The 23,863-nt window shown below is 41.6% G+C and carries 19 protein-coding genes; 12 read left to right on the forward strand and 7 right to left on the reverse strand.

Annotated elements, in window-relative coordinates; genetic code table 11:
- Window positions 1-122: 122 nt before the first annotated feature.
- A complete protein-coding gene (locus ABD930_RS05705) occupies window positions 123-1,193 on the reverse strand; it encodes a hypothetical protein (protein ID WP_425571100.1) in 1,071 nt (356 codons plus the stop codon).
- Window positions 1,194-1,296: 103 nt separating this feature from the next.
- On the opposite strand from ABD930_RS05705, the gene ABD930_RS05710 reads away from it, so the two are divergent.
- The 7 genes from ABD930_RS05710 (at window position 1,297) to ABD930_RS05740 (ending at window position 11,594) form a co-directional block, all read left to right on the forward strand.
- Complete coding sequence (locus tag ABD930_RS05710; protein ID WP_345230736.1) at window positions 1,297-1,875, forward strand: RNA polymerase sigma-70 factor; 579 nt, start codon at window positions 1,297-1,299, stop codon at window positions 1,873-1,875.
- 229 nt (window positions 1,876-2,104) lie between these two features.
- Window positions 2,105-3,094, forward strand: a complete 990-nt coding sequence (locus ABD930_RS05715; protein WP_345230737.1) for a FecR family protein — start codon at window positions 2,105-2,107, stop codon at window positions 3,092-3,094.
- 183 nt (window positions 3,095-3,277) lie between these two features.
- Window positions 3,278-6,919 (forward strand): SusC/RagA family TonB-linked outer membrane protein, encoded by a 3,642-nt coding sequence (locus ABD930_RS05720; RefSeq protein WP_345230738.1) that lies wholly within the window; start codon window positions 3,278-3,280, stop codon window positions 6,917-6,919.
- A gap of 48 nt (window positions 6,920-6,967) precedes the next feature.
- On the forward strand, window positions 6,968-8,455 hold the full coding sequence (locus tag ABD930_RS05725; RefSeq protein WP_345230739.1) for a RagB/SusD family nutrient uptake outer membrane protein: 1,488 nt from the start codon (window positions 6,968-6,970) through the stop codon (window positions 8,453-8,455).
- Between the two features lie 21 nt (window positions 8,456-8,476).
- The gene (locus ABD930_RS05730) at window positions 8,477-9,832 is read left to right on the forward strand and encodes a substrate import-associated zinc metallohydrolase lipoprotein (protein WP_345230740.1); all 1,356 of its coding nucleotides are present in this window, start codon (window positions 8,477-8,479) and stop codon (window positions 9,830-9,832) included.
- Between the two features lie 29 nt (window positions 9,833-9,861).
- Window positions 9,862-11,220, forward strand: coding sequence for a DUF4302 domain-containing protein (locus ABD930_RS05735; protein ID WP_345230741.1), 1,359 nt, complete (start codon window positions 9,862-9,864; stop codon window positions 11,218-11,220).
- A gap of 164 nt (window positions 11,221-11,384) precedes the next feature.
- The gene (locus ABD930_RS05740; protein ID WP_345230743.1) at window positions 11,385-11,594 is read left to right on the forward strand and encodes a hypothetical protein; all 210 of its coding nucleotides are present in this window, start codon (window positions 11,385-11,387) and stop codon (window positions 11,592-11,594) included.
- 248 nt (window positions 11,595-11,842) lie between these two features.
- Here the strand turns inward: ABD930_RS05740 and ABD930_RS05745 are convergent, their stop codons facing one another.
- The 3 genes from ABD930_RS05745 to ABD930_RS05755 all read right to left on the reverse strand — a co-directional run bounded on the left by ABD930_RS05745 (window position 11,843) and on the right by ABD930_RS05755 (window position 12,883).
- The gene (locus tag ABD930_RS05745; RefSeq protein ID WP_345230744.1) at window positions 11,843-12,148 is read right to left on the reverse strand and encodes a hypothetical protein; all 306 of its coding nucleotides are present in this window, start codon (window positions 12,146-12,148) and stop codon (window positions 11,843-11,845) included.
- 101 nt (window positions 12,149-12,249) lie between these two features.
- Window positions 12,250-12,666: a putative toxin-antitoxin system toxin component, PIN family gene (locus ABD930_RS05750; RefSeq protein ID WP_345230745.1), complete on the reverse strand. Its 417-nt coding sequence runs from the start codon at window positions 12,664-12,666 to the stop codon at window positions 12,250-12,252.
- Complete coding sequence (locus tag ABD930_RS05755; protein WP_345230746.1) at window positions 12,656-12,883, reverse strand: hypothetical protein; 228 nt, start codon at window positions 12,881-12,883, stop codon at window positions 12,656-12,658. The genes ABD930_RS05750 and ABD930_RS05755 overlap by 11 nt, the downstream gene beginning before the upstream one ends.
- Window positions 12,884-13,298: 415 nt before the next feature.
- Between ABD930_RS05755 and ABD930_RS05760 the strand changes: the two genes are divergently transcribed.
- Complete coding sequence (locus tag ABD930_RS05760) at window positions 13,299-13,928, forward strand: fibronectin type III domain-containing protein (RefSeq protein ID WP_345230747.1); 630 nt, start codon at window positions 13,299-13,301, stop codon at window positions 13,926-13,928.
- Between the two features lie 21 nt (window positions 13,929-13,949).
- On the opposite strand, the gene ABD930_RS05765 is transcribed toward ABD930_RS05760, so the two are convergent.
- The 3 genes from ABD930_RS05765 to ABD930_RS05775 are packed head-to-tail and all read right to left on the reverse strand — an operon-like array spanning window position 13,950 to window position 15,220.
- Window positions 13,950-14,348 (reverse strand): type II toxin-antitoxin system VapC family toxin, encoded by a 399-nt coding sequence (locus ABD930_RS05765; protein WP_345230748.1) that lies wholly within the window; start codon window positions 14,346-14,348, stop codon window positions 13,950-13,952.
- Entirely contained in the window at window positions 14,348-14,581 is a 234-nt protein-coding gene (locus ABD930_RS05770) for a type II toxin-antitoxin system Phd/YefM family antitoxin (protein WP_345230749.1), read from the reverse strand. The genes ABD930_RS05765 and ABD930_RS05770 overlap by 1 nt, the downstream gene beginning before the upstream one ends.
- Before the next feature lie 48 nt (window positions 14,582-14,629).
- Complete coding sequence (locus ABD930_RS05775; RefSeq protein WP_345230750.1) at window positions 14,630-15,220, reverse strand: RNA polymerase sigma factor; 591 nt, start codon at window positions 15,218-15,220, stop codon at window positions 14,630-14,632.
- 160 nt (window positions 15,221-15,380) lie between these two features.
- On the opposite strand from ABD930_RS05775, the gene ABD930_RS05780 reads away from it, so the two are divergent.
- The 4 genes from ABD930_RS05780 to ABD930_RS05795 all read left to right on the forward strand — a co-directional run bounded on the left by ABD930_RS05780 (window position 15,381) and on the right by ABD930_RS05795 (window position 23,787).
- The gene (locus ABD930_RS05780; protein ID WP_345230751.1) at window positions 15,381-16,520 is read left to right on the forward strand and encodes a FecR family protein; all 1,140 of its coding nucleotides are present in this window, start codon (window positions 15,381-15,383) and stop codon (window positions 16,518-16,520) included.
- A gap of 121 nt (window positions 16,521-16,641) precedes the next feature.
- Entirely contained in the window at window positions 16,642-19,953 is a 3,312-nt protein-coding gene (locus tag ABD930_RS05785) for a TonB-dependent receptor (RefSeq protein WP_345230752.1), read from the forward strand.
- A gap of 146 nt (window positions 19,954-20,099) precedes the next feature.
- Window positions 20,100-21,770: a RagB/SusD family nutrient uptake outer membrane protein gene (locus tag ABD930_RS05790; RefSeq protein WP_345230753.1), complete on the forward strand. Its 1,671-nt coding sequence runs from the start codon at window positions 20,100-20,102 to the stop codon at window positions 21,768-21,770.
- Between the two features lies 1 nt (window position 21,771).
- Window positions 21,772-23,787 carry an FAD-dependent oxidoreductase gene (locus ABD930_RS05795; RefSeq protein ID WP_345230754.1) on the forward strand — a complete coding sequence of 672 codons (2,016 nt, stop codon included), beginning with the start codon at window positions 21,772-21,774 and terminating at the stop codon, window positions 23,785-23,787.
- Window positions 23,788-23,863: the final 76 nt, after the last annotated feature.

Genomic DNA, 23,863 nt, shown 5'->3' on the forward strand with positions numbered 1-23,863 from the left:
AGTTAAACATTTAAATTTCGTGAACAAACTATAACGAATATCATGCCATTTTCATTTACTTTATTTTTCTGTAACAAAAAAATTAGCAAATTAGCCGCCCCTTTGGGCCAAAGCTGATCGCATTATAATTTCACCTGCCTAATAACATTCTTGATATTCAATTCGATAATATCCGTCATACTTTTACATTGATGGTAATCCTGATTACGGTAGTGTGCCGCCAGCTGTGTTTTCAACAATGCAATATTTTCTGGAGGGGAAAGTTGTTCATTTTGTGATACATCCCGCAAAGCGGCCAATCGATGTCGTTCTATACGTACGCGGTGTACAATAGAAGAGCGTTCTTCCTGCTGGTATTGTTGTACGGTCTTTTCAGTAAGGTGTTCCATCGCCAGTAGTACATAGGCAAAGTTTTCCTTAAAAAATTGAGGCATATACACTTTCATATTGCCTTCATAAAACTCTTGATCAAAATCGATTGCCCTGATCCTAAATTGGAAATCATCGAAATCAGGCGTTATTTGCATAACGTAGTTATAAGAACGCATGTCACCCAATAGCATAATAAAACACCGTTCATTAAACTTAACAAACTCCTTGGCAATTCTGATCGGATTATAATCCGGATTTTCCATGAGACGTTTGCTGAAAACATCGCCCGGTATACCTACAATATGTTCTTCAACCAAGGTATGCTCATCTACTACAAAATTCACCCGATTGGGCGACATGATTTCCTCCAACTCCAATCCATACACACGTGAAGCGTCCGCCTGCTTGACATAAAAATAATCATAAACATCATTTAGTCGGTTCACAATCCGAATGCGGAAAGGGTGGGTATTGCCAAATGCACAATAATCAATACGATCAATAAACTTATGCTCTACAATACGGTTATTGCCCGAAGCTTTTAATAAGGCATAGATCTGTTTCAGCCCTTCGTGGATATGAACGATTTCATTTGGCGGGTAAAGTGGCGTTTCCCATAGGGTGTCTTTACCTTCTTTATCATAAACCGGTACGCTATCACTAAAATTGCATAATTCCCGATAGCTTAAGGGTAGTTTAACCTCCCGTTGATATTCCTTTAAGTATTTATGTAAAGCCGGTTTAATAGGAAAAATAGGTTTTTTTTGAGAGATTTTTACATCCCCAGTAGGCACCGGCCCGTTTGCTTTTAACGTAGACATACGCTAAGTTAAGGAAATTTAACTAGTTAAAATTGAAAGAAACATTTTGTTTTTTCACACAAGGTAATATCTTTGGTAAATCATCAACCAAATAGCGTATATCGTGAAAAAGGCGAATGAGCACGATTTAGTCCTTCAACTCCAGCAGGGAGATAGCGAAGCTTTTACCCATATCTATCGGTTATATGCCCATCGTCTCACAGCCTTTGCCAGCAGTAAATTAAATTCGTTAGAAGAAGCCCGTGATGTTATCCACGATATTTTTGTTCAGCTTTGGGAACAGCGAATGGCTATGACGCCAAACAAAGGCTTGGAGCCCCTACTATTTACGATAGCGCGTAACCGTATTGTTGATCATATCCGAAAAAATAGTACGCAAGAGAGTTATGCACAACGATTAAAGCAATTAACGGTCCTTTATCACAGTCCAGACCAATTACTCGAGGCCAAAGATGTGCAACAAATTATTGCTTCTGCCGTTGATGAAATGCCCAAACGTGTGCGAGAGATTTATCAACTTAGCCGGGAAGAGCACCTCAGTATTGCCGAAATTGCGCAAAAACTTCAGTTGTCAGAGCAGACGGTTAAAAATCAGTTAAATACTGCATTGAATTTGTTGCGTAAGTCTATCGTGATCCAAAGTTTTTCCGTTTTATGGCTGCTGGATTGGCTGGTTTCTTGATAAAAGGAAGCTAATTTTTTCGATTGCCTGATAAAAAATAACCGTAAATCTATCTGTTGAACCTTTTCTTGTTTTAATGGTTGAAAAAAACTGTTTTTTTAACCATTATCAAAAAAAATGAGGAAAATACAAAATTTTTATAGTACTAAAATGCGTTTCATACGTCATGTCTATATAACCATTAAACGGACCAATTAAACAAGGGTTTTTTTATTAAAGAAGTATAGGCATGGGCTTAAATGAAGCAGAACAACTGCTATATCGTTATACGCGTGGCGAATGTACGCCGCAGGAGCGTGTTATAATTGAAAAATGGCTGGAAAAAAACAATTCCAGCATCAACCAATGGCAATCGTTAAGTGAACGGTCGCAAAAAATATGGTTGGATCAAGTATTCGATGAAATTTTACAGGATACCAAACAGAAAAAATATAATGAAGAAAAACCGCGGGATTTGAGGCGTTTCTCTTGGCTATATGTAGCCGCCGCAGCGGTAGCTTTAGTGCTAGGTATCCTAGCCTTCTGGAAAAATCAAATCCCGACAATACGCACGGCAGAGCCCATGCTCAGCATATCTACAGCGCCTGGCCATCGTAAACAGTTCATGCTAAGCGATGGTACTCAAGTTTGGTTACAAGGTGGGTCTACGCTCAGTTATCCTAAACAGTTTAAAGGCAAAGAGCGCCTAGTAGAGCTATCTGGTGAAGCTTATTTTGAAGTAAGCAAGGATAGCAATCATTCCTTTATCGTATCCACTCCTCACTTGCTGACAAAAGTTTTAGGAACGAGCTTTAATATTTCGGCCTATCCTGAAAGCGATGAAACGGGAGTTATTTTACAAGAAGGAGCGGTCAATGTTTATCTCATCGGAAAAGAAGATGATGGTATTTTGCTAGCTCCGCAAGAGGCTGTTTGGTATCAGAAGACAACCGATAAATTGACGAAAGTCGCTACCGGAACGACTTTAACGGCACAAAACCTTAAAGAAGGTAACTTAATTTTCAATCAAACACCGCTCCATGAAGTATTATATCGTATCTCCAAAGCCTATGGCGTCCATTTTAGTTATGATAAAAACATCACCGCAAATTGTCGGCTAACCGGTTCGTTCAGCTCTAGTCAGCCTATCGACGAGTTATTAAAATCGATTAGTATTTCCATATCGGCTACTTATAAACGAACTGGAAAGGAGGTGCGGTTTCAATCTAACGGATGTTAATAAAACCCTAAAAATTAATTTAATAGCAAAGCATGAAGAAAATTTACTTAACCCCTCCCTTACGCATTCCTTAAGAAATTCAAAAAAGAAAAGGTGCACGGCAATGCACCTTTCCAGGAAATTGTTGGTTATTGCGGCGGCAACCGCTTAACCGCTTAGTTAAACTTTAACTCGTATAAATGTATGAAAATAAATTGTGATAGAAACAGTCTATACATCACCCTTATGCGTTTAACCACCATAACAACGGCTGTACTCCTCACAACGCTACAGTTAGCCTATTCGGCTGGTAGCAGGGCCCAAGGAGTACTCAATAAACGGGCCAGTCTGGCGATGGTTAACCAGACACTGTCCAATGTATTAAAAGAACTGAATAAGCAAACGCATGTTGAGTTTGTGTATAGTTCTATGGCCGAAACGGATAAAGCAGTTAGTATTCGTGCTAACAATGAAGCCTTATCCCAGATACTGCGGTCTCTCCTAAATCATACCGATTTAGGGTACGAAGTTGTTGGTAATCAAGTAGTGATTAAAAAAGGTACATCTACTACAGTTCGCCAGCAGCCGATCAGAGGTCGGGTAACCAGTACAAATGGGGAAACACTTCCAGGAGTAAATGTTACAATTAAAGGAACAAAGACAGCCGTCACTACTAATATAGACGGAAATTACGCCATAAGCGCTTCTGCTAATGGCGTTTTGGTTTTCCGGATGTTGGGTTATATCGTTCAGGAAATACCAATTTCAGGAAAATCAACTATTAATGTTGTTCTGCAAGAGAGTATCAGTGAGCTTAGCGAAGTTGTAGTCAACACAGGTTATCAATCTATTGATCGAAAATTATTTACCGGGTCAACAGATTTAGTAAAAGCGGTTGATGCTGAAAGGCCTGGAGTGCCTGATGCTACCCGAATGCTAGAAGGTAAAGTGGCTGGCCTTTCCATTCAAAATGTATCCGGTTCCTTCGGAGCGGCACCTAAAATTAGAGTAAGGGGAGCAACTTCTCTTTCGGGCGATAATAGGCCATTATGGGTTATTGATGGTATTATTATGGAAGATATGGTTAATGTTTCTAACGAGCAGCTAACAACTGGAGACCCAAATACATTAGTTGGTTCGACATTGGCAGGTTTAAATCCTAATGATATCGAAAGCTTTCAAATTCTAAAGGATGCGGCGGCAACGGCCATGTATGGAGCTCGCGCTATGAATGGTGTTATTGTGGTTACCACGAAAAAAGGGAAAGACACAGGTGGAAAGGCAAAAGTATCGTACTCAGGTAATTTTACGAGTTTTCTAAAGCCAGATTATAGCCAATATGATATTATGAATTCGGCGGATCAGATGGCCGTATATTTAGAAATGCGTGATAAAGGTTGGCTAGACCAAGCAGGTACAGCAAATGCCAGATCATCGGGAGTCTTTGGCAAAATGTATAATGCGCTTTATGACTACGATGAAACCTCTAATACTTGGGCTTTAAAAAATAATGCTGTTAGCGAGCGGGAGTTTCTTACGCGCTATGCAAATGCCAATACAAATTGGTTTGATGTATTGTTTAAGAATTCCTTGTTGCAAGAACATTCTGTAGATATCACCTCAGGAACAGAAAATTCACAATTGTATTTTTCTACAAGTTATTTAAATGATGGAGGATGGACAATAGCTGATCATGTTCAGCGATATACTGGAAATGTTCGGGGAAACTTTAAGCTTTCTCCAAAAGTTGACATAGGTTTAATTGCAACGGGCTCGATTCGTGATCAACGTTCACCTGGATCTCAAACCCGCTCTACCAATGTGGTAACCGGTGAATATTCTAGGGAGTTCGATATTAATCCTTTTAGCTATTCGTTAAATACGAGTAGAGCTTTAACGGCATACGATAGCGATGGTAACCTGGAATATTTTACAAATAATTACGCTCCTTTTAATATCATCAATGAGTTAGATAATAACCAATTGAATACAAAGGTTATCGATTTTAAAATGCAAGGTGAGTTTCACTACAAGATCATCGATCATCTAAAATATGACTTTGCCGGGTCTTATCGGTATGTGTCTACACAACAAGAAACCAAGGTCACCGAAAATTCCAATATGGCGCAGGCTTATCGGGCAGTCGGTACCAGCGTTATCATTGATGGTAATCGTTATCTTTATATTGATTACGATAATCCGGACGCCCAAGGAGTATCGGTTTTGCCATATGGGGGATTTTACAATACCACCGACAATAACATTAAAAATTATTACATCAGAAATAGTTTAAATTGGTCACAAACATTTAATGAAGACCACATGGTTGATCTTTATGGCGTAACGGAATTGCGGTATATCGATCGACAAAACAAATATTTTGATGGTGTCGGCTACCAATATAACGCAGGGGGTACACCCTATGTTGATCCGAACTACTTTGATCGTTTGGCGCAAATTAATTTGCAGTACTACGGAATGGGCTATGATCATGAACGTTACCTAGCGTATTCATTACGAGGTGCCTATTCCTATAAAGAAAAATACAGTATAAACAGTACCATTCGTTACGATGGTTCCAATTTAATGGGCCGTTCAACAACAGCACGATGGTTACCTACATGGAATGTCAGTGGTGCGTGGAATATTGATCAAGAAGCCTTTTTTCGGAAACAAAACATCATGAGTCAGGCGAGGTTACGGGCAACCAGAGGTTTAACGGCGAGTTTAGGAAGCGCTACTAATTCATCCATGATTTTACGCAATGTGTTAACCACAAGACCAATTACCGATGATCGTGAGAATAGTATTGAGTTGCAAAATCTGGAAAATTCCGAATTAACTTGGGAAAAAATGTATGAAACAAATATTGGTGCCGACTTGGGCTTTTTTAACGATCGCCTTAAGCTAACAGCTGATATTTATTGGCGTAATCAATTTGACCTAATTGGTGCTATCACGACGGCGGGTATAGGTGGAGAATCTGTAAAACAGGCAAACTATGCCGATATGCAATCCAGAGGACAGGAACTTACTATTAATGGTTCCATTATCCGTGGGAAAGACTGGAAATGGAATAGCCAGTTTAATTTCGCTCATAACAAAACCAAAATCACAAAGTTGGAAAATTTAACCGATATATGGAATTTAGTTAAAGCGGAAGGGGGAACATTAGTAGGTTATCCAGTAAGAGGTTTATTTTCGATTAAGTTTGACGGTTTAGATCCGTCAAATGGTGTCCCTTTATTTACAGATGAGAATGGTGAAACCAACCAAACGGCTGTAGATATGCAAAGTAATGATATTGACAACTTGGTTTATGAAGGATCGGTTGATCCAACTTTCACCGGAGGCTTTTTCAATACCGTTAGCTATAAAAATCTTACACTTTCAGCATTGGTAACTTTCAGCGCTGGCAACGTGATTCGTATGGACCCGATATTTAAGGCGCAATATTCTGATTTAGACGCCACGTCAAAATCCTTTCTGAACCGTTGGATGATTCCAGGCGATGAATTAAAGACAAATGTTCCCGCTATTGCAAGTGCTTTCACTGAAAATCGTTTGTCTGGCTATCCATATAACAACTACAATTATTCTGATGCCCGAGTCGCCAGTGGTGATTTTATTCGCATGAAGCAAGTGATGTTAACTTACGGCTTTCCGCAGCGTATAGTCAAAGCACTAGGTATAGGTAATGCTTCTGTCTCTGCAGTGGCTAACAATTTATTTTTATTCTATTCGGATAGTAAATTGAATGGCCAAGACCCAGAATTCTATCAATCGGGTGGAGTAGCCTATCCCGTTCAACGCCAATTTTCGTTGTCACTTCGTGTAGGATTTTAATGGATCACAGTAGGTGTTTTTCTTAAAAGGAAATAAAATAATATAAGCATGAAAAAGATCACAAAATATATAGGAGCCATCCTTTCCATCCTCCTGTTATCTGCATGTAGTAAATATCTAGATGTTAATCCGGATATGCGTGCAGAACTGAGCAGCGTTGATGATATTAAGGCATTGCTTGTTACAGCTTATCCTTCAGGTTGCTATGCAACAATGACGGAAACAGCATCAGATAATGTGGAAGATAAGGGGGCCGGTGCAGAAGGTATTGCTAATCGTATAGAAAACGAATCAATATTTAAATTTGAAGATAATAATGGCACTGATCAAGATTATCCAAATTTTTATTGGAACAATGCTTACACGGCTATTGCTGCAGCTAATACTGCACTTCATTACATAGACGGGTTATCCAAATCCCAACAGACACCTTATTTACCCTACAAAGGTGAAGCGTTGTTATGCCGTGCATATGCTCACTTTATGTTAGTTGCCTTATATGCAAAAACCTATAATCCTGCTACAGCAGCGACGGATATCGGTGTACCATATGTAACCGAACCTGAAACAACCGTTCAGCCTAATTATAGTCGGGGTACAGTCGCTTCGGTATATGAAAAGATAGAGCAAGATCTTACCGAGGGCCTATCGCTTATCAGCGATGATGCTTATACTGTACCGAAATATCATTTTACAAAGGGTGCGGCACATGCATTTGCTACCCGTTTTTATTTATTTAAGCAGGAATATCAACAGGTAATAGATCATGCCAACTTGGTTTACACAGATGGTTTCGGACCTAATTTAAGGCCTTGGCGTACAGAATATAACCAACTGAGTTTAGATCAATTGTTCTTACGGTACACCAGCTCCAATGATAAAGCAAATCTTTTGCTGCTGGATAATACGACATGGTATGCCCGTTACTATCGTACCTATCGCTTTGGTGTAACTTATAGTAAAATTAGCCGTATTTACGGATCTAATGTAACGGGAGGAACACTCAACTTGGGGTGGTATTATTACGGCGGAAATACCGATAATATTGGAACAACAAAGTTTGACGAATATTTTGTGTATTCGTCCATCGCAGACAATATTGGTCAGGGACACTTGATGTGGCCAGCGCTAACTGCAGAAGAGGCCTTATTTAATCGTGCCGAAGCCAACGTAGCGCTAGGGAATACCAATGCCGCATTAACGGACTTAACGTTATTTGCCAGTAAGAGGGTATCTGGGTATAATGCCAGCCAGCATGCAGTAACCTTAACTAAGGTGCAAAGTTTTTATGATATTCAAGATCCTAAAGAAAGTGTAACTCAAGCAATACTGGATTTGAAACGTTATGAATTTCTTCAAGAAGGTATGCGATGGTTCGATATTCTTCGCCATGGGCTAACGGTGACGCATGAAGTGTTAGACGGTGTTAACGGAAATGTCGTAGAAACAATTACCGTAGCTTCAGATGATCCGCGACGCCAATTCCAGCTTCCAGAGGAGGCTGCTTTGGCAGGTATTGAACTAAACCCTAGGTAATAACGATTAATAGCATAGTATATGAAAAATAGCATAATCATCGTTTGTCTTCTTTGGTGCTGTTTGCTGATGAACAACTGTTCCAAAGATGAAAACTTAACGGACCAAGTTGAAAATTTGAATTGGCGTAAAGATGGGAATTCCGAATTAGATCAATGGCTTAACACCAAATTTCTTGATCCTTACAATATACAGATCCGGTATAAATGGGATCGAGCTAAGATCAGTATAGGAGCTGATGTGGTTCCGGTATTAGAAGATCAGGTTATGCCAGTTGGAAATACCATCTTACAGGCTTATCTAAAGCCTTATGAAGTAGTTACAGCACCTTCTTTTATGAAGGTCTACCCTCCAAAAGAGTTTTTCTTCGCAGGAAGTGTACGTTATAATAGTAATGGTTCCGTACAATTAGGGATTGCTGAAGGTGGGAAAGCGATTATTTTGTATGATTTAAATAATTATGACCCCAGTAATCTTCCTGGTGTTCTTCGGATGTTACATACAATACACCATGAGTTTGGTCATATTTTGCATCAAAATAAATTATATGACACCGAATATGGACAATTAAGTGCTGGAAAATACAATGGAGATTGGACTTCTCAAAGTCAACAGACCGCATTAAACGGAGGTTTTATTACACCATATAGCATGTCTGCCATACAGGAAGATTTCGTTGAAATGATTTCAACACTATTGGTAGAAGGGCAGGAATATTTTGATTCGCAAGTAGAACAGGCAAGTGAAGAAGGTGCGGCTATTTTAAGAAAAAAAGAAGAAATGGTCGTTAACTATTATCAAAAGAACTGGAATATCGATTTTAGAGAATTGCAAAATCTAGTGCAGCAAGCAATCTATCAAATTGTACCCTCAGATCCGAATGATTACATAGGCGAAGGACTTTCTTATACCAGCCTTACCGCAGATCCCAGCACGTTGGCAACTAACAATTGGTCACCGTCATTCTTACAGGTTTTCAATCAATATGATGAAACAATCAATAGCTATAATTCAAATTATAGAGCAGGATATGTAGAACTATATTTTGATGAAGATGGAAAGATGAAAATGCGTACCCGTACAAATAATACTTCTACTAACAGTTATTATATCGCCGATTTTGAATTTAATATGAGTAAAGATAATGGCATCATCACATTCTCTTATATTGGACCTTATGCAAACTCAAATTCAACATATGGTTATAGTAATGCACGAGGGTTTGAATCTTCTACCCAGCAGTTGATTAATTATTTTAAAAATCATCGATTTAAGTTTGAATGGCCTCAGGGTTATCCTTCCTCAAGGGCTAAACTAGTAGTAGTAGACGATGAAACCAATTTTGTATTGGGTTCTTTAGGAGAACTAACGAATTAGTTAATCCATTCGTGAAAAAGAAAATAAACATGAAAAAAATATTCATCTTATATCTGGCTTTATTTGGCCTACTCTCATCTTGTAAAAAGGATGACGAGCGTTTTTTTGATAGCCTACCCGAACAACGTGTTTCGGCGCTTTTAACACAATATCAGAAAGACTTAACAAATGCTGAAAGTGGCTGGTTTGGTTACCTCTATACCGGAGGGCCTGGTTTTACCTTTCATTTTGATTTTTCGGATAGTGTCTCTGTAAACACTTATGCAGATTTTGCACATAGTACACTATCAGAAGCCTATAAAAGCACTTATCGTTTACAGAATACCGGTGCTCCTGCTTTAGTCTTCGATACGTACAGTTATTTGCATTTATTGGCAGATCCAGATCCTAGTGTGTTTGGAGGTGTTACCGGCTGGGGATATTATTCCGATTTTGAGTTCGATTTTATCCGTCAAAATGTCGATTCCATTTTCATGATAGGAAGCTTCCAGGAGAGTAAGTTAGTGTTAGTGAAAGCAAAAGCTGAAGAATTGAAGCAATTCACAGATGGTACTTACGAAAAGCAAGTGGCCGATTTTATTAATTACCTTCCAGCTGATAAATACCTCTATTACGAAAATGACGAACAGAAAGTGTCTGTTTACATAGATACGCTACAAAGAAGCGTTTCTTTTTCTTGGAATGAAGGTGAAAAGTATGTTTCTTCTACTATTGCCTATACCTATACGTTAACGGAATTACTGCTTAAAGAGCCTTTTGAATTTAACGGACAACAAGTGAAAGCCATTCAATGGATTCGTGATGCTGGAAAAACAGCGGGTATGGAGGTGGTTTTCCAAAATGATGAAACTGGAGAAATTAAAACTTCTACCACTCCGGTGATTACGATGCAGGATATTGGCGCTATGGTTGGCCCAAATTTGCAATATACCAGCCTTACTATAGGGCCGAGTGCAGTAAGTAAAGATGCTTGGTCTGCTCCTTTTCTTAAAGCATATAATCAATTTGAGGATAATGTTAAACGAGGTGGAGAAACATTAGAATACGTGGAACTTTATTTTGATGAAGAAAATAAGTTAATTCTCAGGACGAGAATTACTGATGGTTCATCGTACTATTTGTCCGATTTTGAATATAAATTGGAAAAAGTAAGTGACAAGCTTCAGTTCACTTATATCGGCCCGTATAAAAACTCTCATCAGACATATGGATATGGAAATGCACAGTACTATGAACAATTGGCCATGCCTTTGACGCAATATTTTGTTAAAGATACCTTTTATTTTTCATGGGGGCCAGGTATCCCAAATCCATCAAAGGTGCAGCTGGTAACAACTAAAAACACCGCTGATTTTGCATCTGGGTCATTAGGGCGATTAAAAAACTAGAACCACCGCCCATTATCAATTAAAACTCAATACAAGGAGTAGCAAATAGCGCTATTCCTTGTATGTTTAACTTGTTTAAATATATTTATATGCTCGGAAACGAAGTTGTTGAATTGGCGCTACCTAACAAAACTGAATGATGAGTAACTATCTTGCTTATGCGTATGAAACAAAAAAAATTCTATATCCTACTCGCCTTATCTTGTCTCTTATTTTTGATGGACATCATCCTTGTATATACGAATGGCTTTTCTTTAGGTACTGGCGCAATTATCCTCTCTGTACTTTTACAGATTGTTTTGGCAATCTATAACTTACGCTATTATAAAAAACTGGAAAGCATTGATGAAGCGAGCGAAAAGCTCAATAGATAATTCTTCTTTTTATAAATACAAATCCAACAATCCATAATTTCCTAAAGAAATGAGGTGTAAGCTTTTTAGCATAATTGATTTGCTTTAGTTTCTTTTCTTGTTGACTGAATCTTTTTTCCATATGGATGCACTCTAATTCCCCACTGCCAATGAAGCATCGGCGGGGGGGATCTTCGTTTCGGCGGTCGACTTTCGCGTATCGCCATATACCTTCGCGGCATCGTCCATCGTCGATTGTACATATCCCATCAGCGATGCGATAATGCTGTATGCCGATACGGCATTTCCATTCGGATATGGTGCAGTGCCGATGGTCTTGATCGCAGTGCCGTACGGAAATACTTCAACGTCCATTGGAAATGGATCAAGGGCATACGGAAATGTTCCATCTCCATATGGGGATAAGGTAAACGTATATGGAATAGCGGCTCCCCGTAGGGATTTACTTCATGGACATATGGAATGATGGCAATGTCGGCAGCTGAAGCAGTAACGCTATCTGCCGAAGGGTTTAAGTCGATCGGAAGGCATGCATTCCCAAATGGAATAAGCATTCCCCCAAACGGAAATAGGTGCATTTCCGTTTGGAATGAACACAACTCACCATGGAAAAACCATCATTTTATAAGTACTAAACTGACACTTAAATAACCTATTAAACAGATGATTCCAAAAATTGGGATGCTGATAGAATAGGGATATTCCTATAGGGGTGAAGCACCAATAAATCTTTGTCTCCAGATAAAACAAAAGCAGCATTACAGGCCAAAGCTAACTCTAGTACCATATTATCCTTAGGATCCCTACAATCATTTACTAGCTCACTAGGAAAAAACCGGATAGAATGGTTTATAAACCTCTGAAGTATACGCTTTCTTTTTTGCTCGGATAGATATTTGTCCAGTTTTTTTCTGTATAAGACTTCGGTATATTCGGAAAGAAGGGGTTCTGAAATAGCAAGATGACCTAATTGTAAGGCATGATCAAAAGCGCGTGCACTCACAGATGTTTCGAGTAAATTGGCGCTAATGAAACAATTGGTGTCTACGACAAAAAAAGATCTACTCTTCATTCAATATGTCATTAAGTTCGGCCTCTGTAAGCCCTTTTGCCGACATATCTTTTCTAAGATCACTTAAAAACATAAGATATTCAGCCGTGTTATCTTCTCCTAAAGCTTTCGCTAGAGAAACATTTACACGGTTACTAATCGTTTTCTTCTGCTGTTCTGAAGCATTGCGCCATGCTTTGGCAAGCTTGTCATCCACTTCAATTACAATACGTTCCATAATACAAATTTATGGAAAACGATTAATAAAACCAATTAGACGTAAGCAGACGTATCCAGAAAGCAAACACGTGTATTTCCGTATGGAATGCGTACAACTCCCCATGGAAAAACCGGCATTTTATAAGTACCAAACGGACACTTAATCGGACAAAAACGCCAAATTCGGACAAAAACGCCAAAAGCGCCAAAATCGGACACCACATTTGGCAAGTCTGCTGACCTTTGTAACGTACATCAACGGATGATATACGATTAAAAAAGGTTAGTCATGTTTACGAAAAGAAAATATCCACAGAAACCGACTTAGTTCGGACATCAGCAGGCGGCTATCAGCCGCTGGCAAGAGCCTTTAGGTTCGATTTATGCTTTATGCTTTATGCTTTTTTAATTTTTAATTTTTAATTTTTTCAATTATGCAAAATAGATACGCAAATTCAGGTTTCAGTAAAATGTCAGACGGCACTTTTGCCACATTGGGCTTAACCGTTATATCGGCCATGACGGATAATCCCAATTTCGAAAATCCCGAACCTTCCTTAGAAGAAGTTCGTACCAGGGTAGCCGACTTTAATAACAAGCTTGCTAGTGCTTTAAATGGAAGTCCGCTCAACACTTCAGAGAAAAACAATAGCCGTAAACTCCTGGAGGGCGAGTTAAAAAAATTGGCCTTTTATGTCAACAACATCGCACAAGGAGCTATACATATTATTTTAAGCTCCGGGTTTCCTGTAAGTGCATTAGCTGCGCAGCGCGAAATTCCCGAAATACCGGAAAGGCTTCGGCTAGGTGATACGCCGCAATCGGGTCAACTTCGTTTGGATTTTATCGCTGTCAAAGCCGCATGGGAGTATGAGTACAGCTATACTACGGCTGTAAATGAAGATGGACAACCCATATGGGGAGAAACCATGAGCACCACTTCATCCCGGAATAATATCATCAGCGGACTCATACCGGGTAACTATTGTTACGCTAGAGTGCGGTCGCGCAATGGCAAAGGAAGGAGTGATTGGAGTGGGGTTGTCCGCCGAATGGCGAGGTAAAATTTGGGGCCTTGTGCCCCTTTACCATAATACCCGCAGTCCTTCAGGTCGATACTGCTCCATTTTTTTGTCTTTACTTAATAACGTATAGTTCCCCTGTATGGCTTGCCAAATGAGCATTTTATCAAATGGATCCCTATGATAGCTTGCGGAGAGCTGATGATAGGTAGCGCATAAATCGGGAGAAAGCGAAAGTACTTGAAATCCTATTTCTTTGCATAGCACAGGTAAGTTTTCCGGACGAAAACCTTTTATAGCTAGTTTTTCTAAACCAAATTTCAATGAGATCTCCCAGAAACTTAGGGCACTAACATAGATTACGTTCCCCGGGTCTTGCAGGATGCTTAACACCTTCTTCGAGAAAGCTTTCTGATCAATGATAGACCAAATGAGCACATGTGTGTCGATAAGATATGGCATTATCCCAAAAACTCTTCTTCGCTCATTTCGAAGTCATCCTTAAATATCACCTCTGCTTTACCGGCTAATAATCCCAATGGCCTTTTCGCAGGCTGGTCAGTAAGCGCCGGAATAAAATAACCCACAATTTGCTTCTTCTTTCCGTAAGTAACTGCAATCTTAGCGCCCTTTTTTACATCGTCAATGACATCAGAAAAGTGTGTTTTAAATTCGCCTACACTGAGTGTTTTCATAACCTTGTTTTTTGTCAAAAATAAGGAATTCTTGTCAACTTGTCAAAATTATCCCCTCAACCACAAGTAAAACACCACCACCAACAACTCCGTAAGCACTTTTCCGTAAACCAGCCGCAGTTGTTTCAACGCATGGGTTAACTGGTTTTCCACCGTTCGTTTAGAAATACCCAAATTTTCTGCTATTTCATCATTGCTGCGGTGCTCCACCCGGCTCATCCAAAAAATTTCCCGGCAGCGTTTGGGTAAATCCTGAAGGGCCACACCCAGCTGTTGTTCAAAATCTTCCTGTTCCACCTTTTGATAAACCTCATTATCTACGGTTTCTCCATATCCTTCGCCCAACTGTTCTACATATTGTACGATATCCACTTTGCGGGCCTTTAGCAATTTAAAGACACGATACCGAGCGCTTATAAAAATATAATTTTTAAAACTGTCTATTTTGAGCGCTTTTCTTCGGCGCCATAAGACCACAAATACATCCTGCAAGGCTTGTTCTGCCTGCTGTTTATCCTGCAGGTAATAGCAAAAAGTGCGGTACAACTTCAGCCAATAACGTTGGTACAATGCATTAAAGGCACGCTCATCATCGTGGCTAGCTGCGTTCCATAGTTGTTCATCAGAAACTGTTTGCACCTGCATGGATTTATAAGCACTAATTGGGTTGTCAGCTCCCTATTTAAGGGTTACACAATATTACAAAAAAATACAGGATAGCAAATGAAAACAAATTTTTTTTACCATTCATGTGTGTGCCTTCGCACCATAAGCCTCTTTATCATAAACCGGTTATACGATGCTCAATCCAGAAGAATATCTAGCGCTTTACGAGAAGTATCAAGCAGGAATGTGCTCTCCTGAAGAGCTTCAGGCTTTATATGCTTATCGTGATCGATTTAAGCTAACATCCGATGAAGAAGTTTCGGCAGAAGAGGAAGAAATAGGACATCATGTTTATCAGGAAATCTGGCAAGAGCTTAGCAAAAAGCAAGGTTCACTCATTAAACCATGGTTAGCCATCGCAGCAAGCATTGCCTTACTTATTGGTGTATGGACGGTCTTCCGTTGGTATGGCAATCCCACTCCTACAACGCTAAAGACCGCTGATAACCACCACACCATTAAGCCCGGTAAGAATACCGCTACATTAACCTTAGCTAACGGTAAATCGATTCGATTAGATGAGGCTCATATCGGCGAAATTGTCAAAGAGGCAGGTGTGCATATTGCCAAAACGGCCGACGGACAGTGGCAGTATACGGTTCAGCAGCAAGATCAAGCAGCAGCACCAAGCTACCAAACCATTGAAACACCTAAAGGAGGGCAGTACCAGATCCTCTTGCCCGACAGTACCAAGGTTTGGCTTAATGCGGCATCATCGCTGCGTTATCCCACCAATTTTATTGGGAAAGAAAGAGTGGTTGAATTAACCGGTGAGGCCTATTTCGAGGTAACGAAACGGAAGAACCAATCTTTTCGGGTATCTACCGTGCAACAGAATGTTAATGTTTTGGGTACAACATTTAACATTACGGCTTATGCAGAAGATCAATTCACGACAACCGTGGTAGCCTCCGGAGCGGTAAGTGTACACGTAAAAGGTAAGCCTAATGTCAAACGTGTCTTGCAGGCAGGTGATCAGAGTGAGCTCAATAGTGAAACCAGTGAAATGAAGCTTAGCCATGCCAATATCCAACAAATCTTAGCTTGGAAAAACGGCTACTTTATTTTTGAGAACGATCCCTTGCCGGTCATTATGGATAAAATTGCCCGGTGGTATAATATCGAGGTTTCCTATATAGGCGATGTCAAGCAAAAGAAATTTGGCGGCACCTATAACCGTACGAAAGACTTTCTCGACCTCCTAAAAGGGTTGGAATTCTCGGGCAATGTACATTTTAAAGTCGAAGGAAGGAGGGTTACCGTTATGCCATAAAACACCTACGCTAATGACCTACTATATAATAAACCGGAAGCATTCGCGGTGCCCCCGGTCAAAGCATTAGGTCTAACCTTGTATAAACTAGAAGATATAAACAGATAAACCTAATTGTCAAATGTATAAAAAAAATACCGCCATCCAGAGGGATTGGCGTAGAAAGCTACTATTTCCAATTCGCGTGATGAAATTAACCGGAATACTCCTGTTTTTGGCCTGTATACAACTGCACGCAAAAACCTACGCACAGCGGGTCAGTCTAAAAGTCGACCAAGCTTCACTGAAAGATGTTTTTTCGGCTATCCAAGCGCAAAGCGGTTATGATATTCTATACGGATCAGAGGTGTTGGACCGTGCTAAACCGGTTACCTTAAATGTTAAAGATGCGCCACTGCGAACCGTATTAGATCAAACGCTAGCGGTTCAGGGAATGACGTATCGTATTCAGAATAAAACCATTGCCATTCGTGTAACGGCTGCACAGCAGGATGAAATCACGGTTACCGGCTCGGTTACGGACAGCACAGGGAAAGCATTGCCCAGTATTACTGTCCGGGAGAAAGGCAAAGATCGCGGTACCATTACCGATGAGCAGGGCCGCTTTAGTCTAAAAGTAAGTCAGGCGCAAGCCGCTATCGTCTTCAGCTCTGTTGGATACATCCAACAAGAGGTAGCGCTCAACGGTCGACAAAACATTAGCGTTTCCCTTCGGGAAGATAATGCGTTACTTTCAGAAGTGGTCGTTGTTGGTTACGGCGTGCAAAAAAAGGTCAATGTTACCGGCGCAGTTTCTACCGTTTCGGGTGAAGATGTCGCGGCAAGGCCCGCAGGGCAAACCTCCGCGGCTTTGCAAGGGATGGCACCGGGAGTAACCGTTACGCAGCGTTCGGGAAAACCTGGGGCAGATGGTGGTAATATCCGTATACGAGGTATTGGTACAACCAATAGTAGTGGCGCAGGACCCATGGTCTTGATCGATGGTATTGAAGGTTCGATGGATAATATCGATCCTAACCTCATCGAGTCGGTATCTATCCTGAAAGATGCGGCATCTTCCTCCATCTATGGTTCCCGTGCCGCTAATGGAGTAATCCTAGTGACCACTAAACGAGGGGTAGGTGATCGGATTTCCATCGGTTATAACAACTACTTTGGTTGGCAGGATCCAACTAATATGCCTAAAATCGCTAGTGCCCTCGACCATATGTTGCTCACTAATGAGGCTTATACCAACGTCGGCAGCTCGCCCTTATATTCAGACGAATTGATCGAAGCCTACCGGGCACAAAATGGGGTCAGTAGCGATGAATACCCCAATACCGACTGGCAGAAAGAAACCCTCACCGGCTCGGGCTTTCAGCAAAGCCATTTTTTGTCTGTAAACGGTGGTACCAAAAAAGTGAAAATGCTGGCCTCCTTTGGCTATTTTGATCAGAAAGGTTTAATTGAAAATACCAGTTTTAAACGTTATACCATCCGTAACAATATCGATATTACCTTTTCTGATAAGTTAAGCGCTAAGGTAGATCTGCAATATGTTAATCCTATAACTGAAGCTCCTGCTACAGGGGTTGAGAACATCTTTCAATGGATGAATGGCATTCCGGCGAATCAGATCGGTATCAATTCCAATGGTACTTGGGGGGTGGGTTGGAATGGAAACAATCCTATTTCTGCGTCTCAAGATGGTGGTTTCAGCTCGTATAAAGCACCATTCGGCAGCATTAATGCTTCATTAACCTACAAGCCATTTAGCTGGCTTACCGCCGATGTCAACTATGCCCCAAAATATGCTACAGTAGTATCTAAAAAATTCAGTAAGGCCATCCAATCGTATTTGCCTGATGGAACCCCAAGCTACCTCACGCCGAATGTTTCTTCGCTCAGCCACGAAAACCGGCAGGATATGTACAATAATATGCGGGCAACCTTAACAGCAGATAAAAGCGTTGGCGACCACGCCTTTAAATGGATGCTCGGTGCATCGCGCGAAGATTTTAAAGATGAGTATATTACGGCTTTTCGAGATGGTTATGCGCTACCGGATTATCCCATTTTACATACCGGATCGGCCGAAAACCAAAAAAATGATGGCAGCGCGGAAGAATGGGCGTTGCAATCCTTTTTCTCTCGCTTAAACTACAACTATAAAGAACGGTACTTATTGGAAATCAACGCACGCTACGATGGATCCTCACGCTTTCTTCCCGGCAATCGCTATGGCTTCTTCCCTTCGGTGTCTGCCGGTTGGCGCTTCTCCGAAGAGGCTTTTATGCAAGGTTTAAAAGATATCTTTAACGAAGCTAAGCTCCGTTTATCCTGGGGTCGCTTAGGTAACCAGAATATCGGAACATACCCTGCCGTCTCCACACTGGATCTGGGGTATTACACCCTTGGCGGAGGAGTGGTCAATACCGCTGCCTTGAATAACCTTTCTAATCCGAATATTACCTGGGAAAGTACGGAAGAAAAAAATATCGGATTGGATCTGGCTTTGTTCAATGGTTTTGGCATAACAGCCGATTATTACCATCGCCGTACCGACGACATTCTATTGCAATTAGATGTTCCATTGATTATTGGTTTGGCGGCTCCCTACCAAAATGCCGGTGTGGTGGAGAATAAGGGATGGGAATTGGGCCTGAGTTACCACAGCAATGCCCAACGGGAATTTAAATATAGCTTGAACCTCAACCTGTCAGATGTGCATAATAAGGTTGTCGATATGAAAGGAAGAAGATCTACCGGTTTAACTGTAAATAACGAGGGTTATCCCATAGGGTCTATTTTTGGTTATATCGCCGAAGGCTATTTCCAGAACCAAGAAGAAATTGATAACCATGCTACGCAATTTGGCACCTTGGCTCCGGGCGATATCAAGTACCAAGACCAGAATAACGACGGACAAATTACCGAAGCGGATAAGGTGGTTATTGGCAGTACCGTACCGCGATACACCTTCTCCCTAAATTCGGCTTTTGCTTATAAGGGGTTCGACTTAAGTTTATTCTTACAGGGAGTGGGTAAAGTAGATGGTTATCTGTATGGAGCCGGTATACAGGCGTTTACCACTACCGGGGCAGTTGGAGGTACCATACGGGAAGATAATAAAGATCGTTGGACACCCGATAACCCGAACGCCAAGTATCCGCGGCTAGCATTCGGACAAAATAATAACCAACAAAACTCATCCTTCTGGATGCGTAATGCGGCTTATCTGCGTCTGAAGAACGTGCAAATAGGTTATACCGTGCCTAAACAATGGTTAAACACCAATAAAATCCAACGGCTACGCATCTTTGCCAACGGTACGAATCTCTTCACGGCGGATAGCTTTTTAGAAGGTTATGACGTGGAAGCACCAGTGGGTGCGGGTAATTATTATCCCCAAGTGAAGGTGTATACCTTTGGCTTGGAAGCAACTTTTTAAGTGTTGAGTTATACGTTATAAGTCATACGTTGTAAGAGCAAAAATCTTTTGAGTTATACGTTTGTATATCATATGTTTAATCGTGTAAAGGGCAAGAGCGCACGTATAACCTAGAACTTGAAACTTACGACTAATAAAAATATCAAATGATGAAAAGAACAACAATATATATAATAGGTTTACTACTGGGCGTATACCTGACGTCTTGTAGCGATTACCTGGATCGAAACCCGCTTTCAGGGCCGTCTGACGATAATTATTTCAATAATGTAGATGAATTAACATTGGTCGTTAACGGTTTGTATAGTGCCCTGAACTACCAACCCATTGACGGGATGCCCAACAACCTGACCATTGATGATGCCACCGATATTGGTTGGGATCGTAATGTTTCCAACCTGCAATCGTTAGGCCGTGGCGATCACGACAGTAACAATGGTTATGTGGTCAACGTTTGGACCAATGCCTTCAAGGTAATTGGTAAATGCAATTTTATCCTGGATAACATGAACAAGTTAGATGGACAAATGGATGCTACCCAATACCAGGAATATCAAGCCGAAGCACGTTTTGTTCGGGCCTATACCTACCAATACCTCGTTGACTATTTTGGCGATGTGCCCCTGTTGCAACACGGGTTAAGCTTGGAAGACAATCAAATTCCGCGTACGGCAAAAGCAGAAGTGGTAACCTTCATTTTACAAGAATTGCAGGAAGCCGCCGATATTTTACCGGTAACGCAGGCCGAAACCGGTCGGGCCACCAAAGGCGCTGCCTTGGCTACCCGCGCACGTGCTGCTTTACATGCCGGCCTATGGAACGAGGCGATTGCTTCCGCCCAGGCGGTGATGGATTTACAGACCTATTCGCTGCATCCCAACTTTGGAGAACTGTTTAGTTATGCTGGTGAAAATTCACCTGAAATCATCTTTGCCTTGCAATACCTTCGGCAGTCGGATACCAAAACCTTTAATGCAACCAACCTGATCTCGAGAAACGGGAAGGGAACGAGTAATAAAATTCCGTCGCAATCACTCGTAGATGCTTTCCTGTGTACCGATGGAAAGGAAATCGATAAATCACCGTTATTCAACCCTGCTAAGCCCTTTGAAAACCGCGATCCCCGTTTGGGCTTTACCATTGCCTTACCCGGTTCTGAGTTTTTCGGCTACCAGTTTGAAACCCATAAAGACAGTGTACAATGCTGGGATTATACCGTTACGCCTGCCCGCCGGATACCGAATCAAGATGCAACCAATGCCTACGCCACTTTTTCAGGTTATTTGTGGCGCAAGTATGTGGATATCCAAGATGCCGATCAACCGTCTAAATCGGAGTTAAACGTGACACAAATTCGCTATGCTGAAGTATTGTTAATCTATGCTGAAGCCAAGATTGAAGCCAACCAAATCGATGCCAGTGTCTACGAAGCCCTGAATGCCATTCGGCAAAGGCCATCTGTTGATATGCCTGCTATCGAGTCGGGAAAGAGCCAGTCAGAACTCCGCCAATTGGTGCGCAAAGAACGCTTATACGAATTGGCCATGGAAGGTTTTCGCATGGTTGATCTCCGTCGCTGGCAATTGGCCGATAAATTCATGAACAGTAAACTGTATGGCCGTATACCCCGTGGCTTACTAGCAACGGCACCTACGATCGATGCCGATGGTAAGGTAGACTATAGCCAAGTACCTAATGTGGCCGATATGCGGATCATTGAAAACCGTAAATTCAATGCTTCCCGTGATTACCTGTGGCCGATACCTAATGTCGATATTATCACTGATCCTCAACTGGTTCAAAATCCAAATTATTAATATGCAAACGTTCCGATTCGTTCCAAAACAAGTAATAGGGTGTCTGGGCATACTGCTCGCACTGTATTCTCCACTGGCTATCCGCGCTCAGGAAGCCGCCTATCAGGCCGACATCTGTATTTATGGGGGTACTTCCGCAGGTGTCATTGCTGCCTATACCGCTGCTAAAGCAGGTAAATCTGTTCTTTTGGTAGAACCCGGCATGCGCTTGGGCGGAATGAGTAGTGGCGGGCTCGGCCAGACCGATATCGGCAATAAATATGTGGTTAAAGGGCTAGCACTTGATTTTTACCGCCAATTAGGTCAACATTATGGTAAACTGGAGCAGTGGATATTTGAACCCCGTGTGGCGGATAGCCTGTTCAAATCCTATATCGCCCGTTGCGGTGCGCGGGTATTGTACGGGCAGCAACTGGCTGCGGTACGTAAGGAAGGTGCCGAAATTCAAGCCATTGAACTCCAATCGGCACTTACCTCATCGGCTCGCAGGCCAATGGTAAGTGCGAAGGTATTTATCGATTGCTCTTATGAAGGCGATTTAATGGCTAAGGCCGGCGCTTCTTATACCGTTGGTCGGGAGGATAATACGCAATACGGCGAAACCATCAACGGTTTTCAGCTCATGCAGGGGCATCAGTTTCCGGACGGGGTAGACCCTTATGTCGTGCCTGGCGACAGTACGAGCGGATTGCTTTGGGGTATCAGTGATCATAAGCCCGAACCTAACGGCACAGGTGATAAAAAGGTGCAGGCTTATAACTATCGGATTACCCTTACCAATGTGCCCGAAAATCGCATTCCGATTGAAAAACCCGCGAATTACGATCCCAAAAAGTATGAACTGCTCAAGCGCTGGAAAGAAAAATATCCGTGGAAAACCTTGCAGGATGTATTTATCTGGAGCCGCATGCCCAATGGCAAAACCGATATTAATAACCGCAATGGTTTCTCTACCGATATGATTGGTATGAATTGGGATTATCCCGAGGCTAATTACCAAAAGCGAAAGGAAATCATTCAGGCACATGAAGCGTATACCAAAGGCCTATTGTATTTCGTCGGTCATGATCCGTCGGTTCCTGAAAGCATCCGTAACGAGATGCTGCAATGGGGTTATCCCAAAGACGAATACCCAGATAACAACCATTGGTCTCCACAACTCTATATCCGCGAAGCGCGCAGATTGATAGGCGAGTTGGTCATGACACAAAACCATTGTCAGGGCAGGGAAGTCGTGCAAGACGATATTGCTTATGCTGCTTATACCATGGATTCGCACAATTGTGATCGTTTAGTAGTAAACGGTATGGTTAAGAACGAAGGGAACGTCGAAGTAGGTGGTTTTCCGCCTTTTCCTATTTCCTATCGGGCCATTATTCCGAAAAAAGAAGAGGTGAGCAACCTATTGGTACCGGTATGCCTATCGGCGAGTCATATTGCCTACGGATCTATCCGTATGGAACCGGTATTTATGGTTTTAGGGCAGTCGGCTGCCGTGGCTGCTCGTCTGGCGATTGATCAACACAAAGCTGTTCAGCAAATCAGCGCAGCGCAGATTAAAACGATATTGGCTCAAAACCCCAAAGGCGATGGTCGTCCGGCAGACGTATGGATCGATAGCCGCGATGCTACGGTGCAGTATACCGGTTCATGGGAAGCAGCCAAAAAGGGAGGTTATGGTTCGGCCTTCAATGTAGCGGCTAATCCACAACAGCTCAGCACTGCCCGCTTCTTAGCCACTACGGTAAAAAAAGGTCGCTATGCAGTATATTCGTATTACCCTAAGCTAAGCGGTGAAAGTGCTAATACAAGCTTCACGCTTTTTGACGGTAAACAAGCCTATACCAAAAATATAGATCTGAAGGCGGTCAAAATCGAAGGGCAAACCTCAGGCGAATGGTTGCCATTAGGTAAATTGGAGGTTAAAGCAGATGGAAAAAGCTATGTAGAGATTAACAACAAGGGAGCAGATGGCATCGTAGCAGCCAATAGCATCTTATTTGTGCCTGAAGAATAAATAGTGAATGGTAACTAGTGTTGGACGATGAGTGATGAGTGGTAAACTATGCCAGACACTCATCACTCACAACTTA

The sequence above is a fragment of the Olivibacter ginsenosidimutans genome (genome assembly GCF_039542865.1).
In the GTDB taxonomy this organism is placed as follows: domain Bacteria; phylum Bacteroidota; class Bacteroidia; order Sphingobacteriales; family Sphingobacteriaceae; genus Olivibacter; species Olivibacter ginsenosidimutans.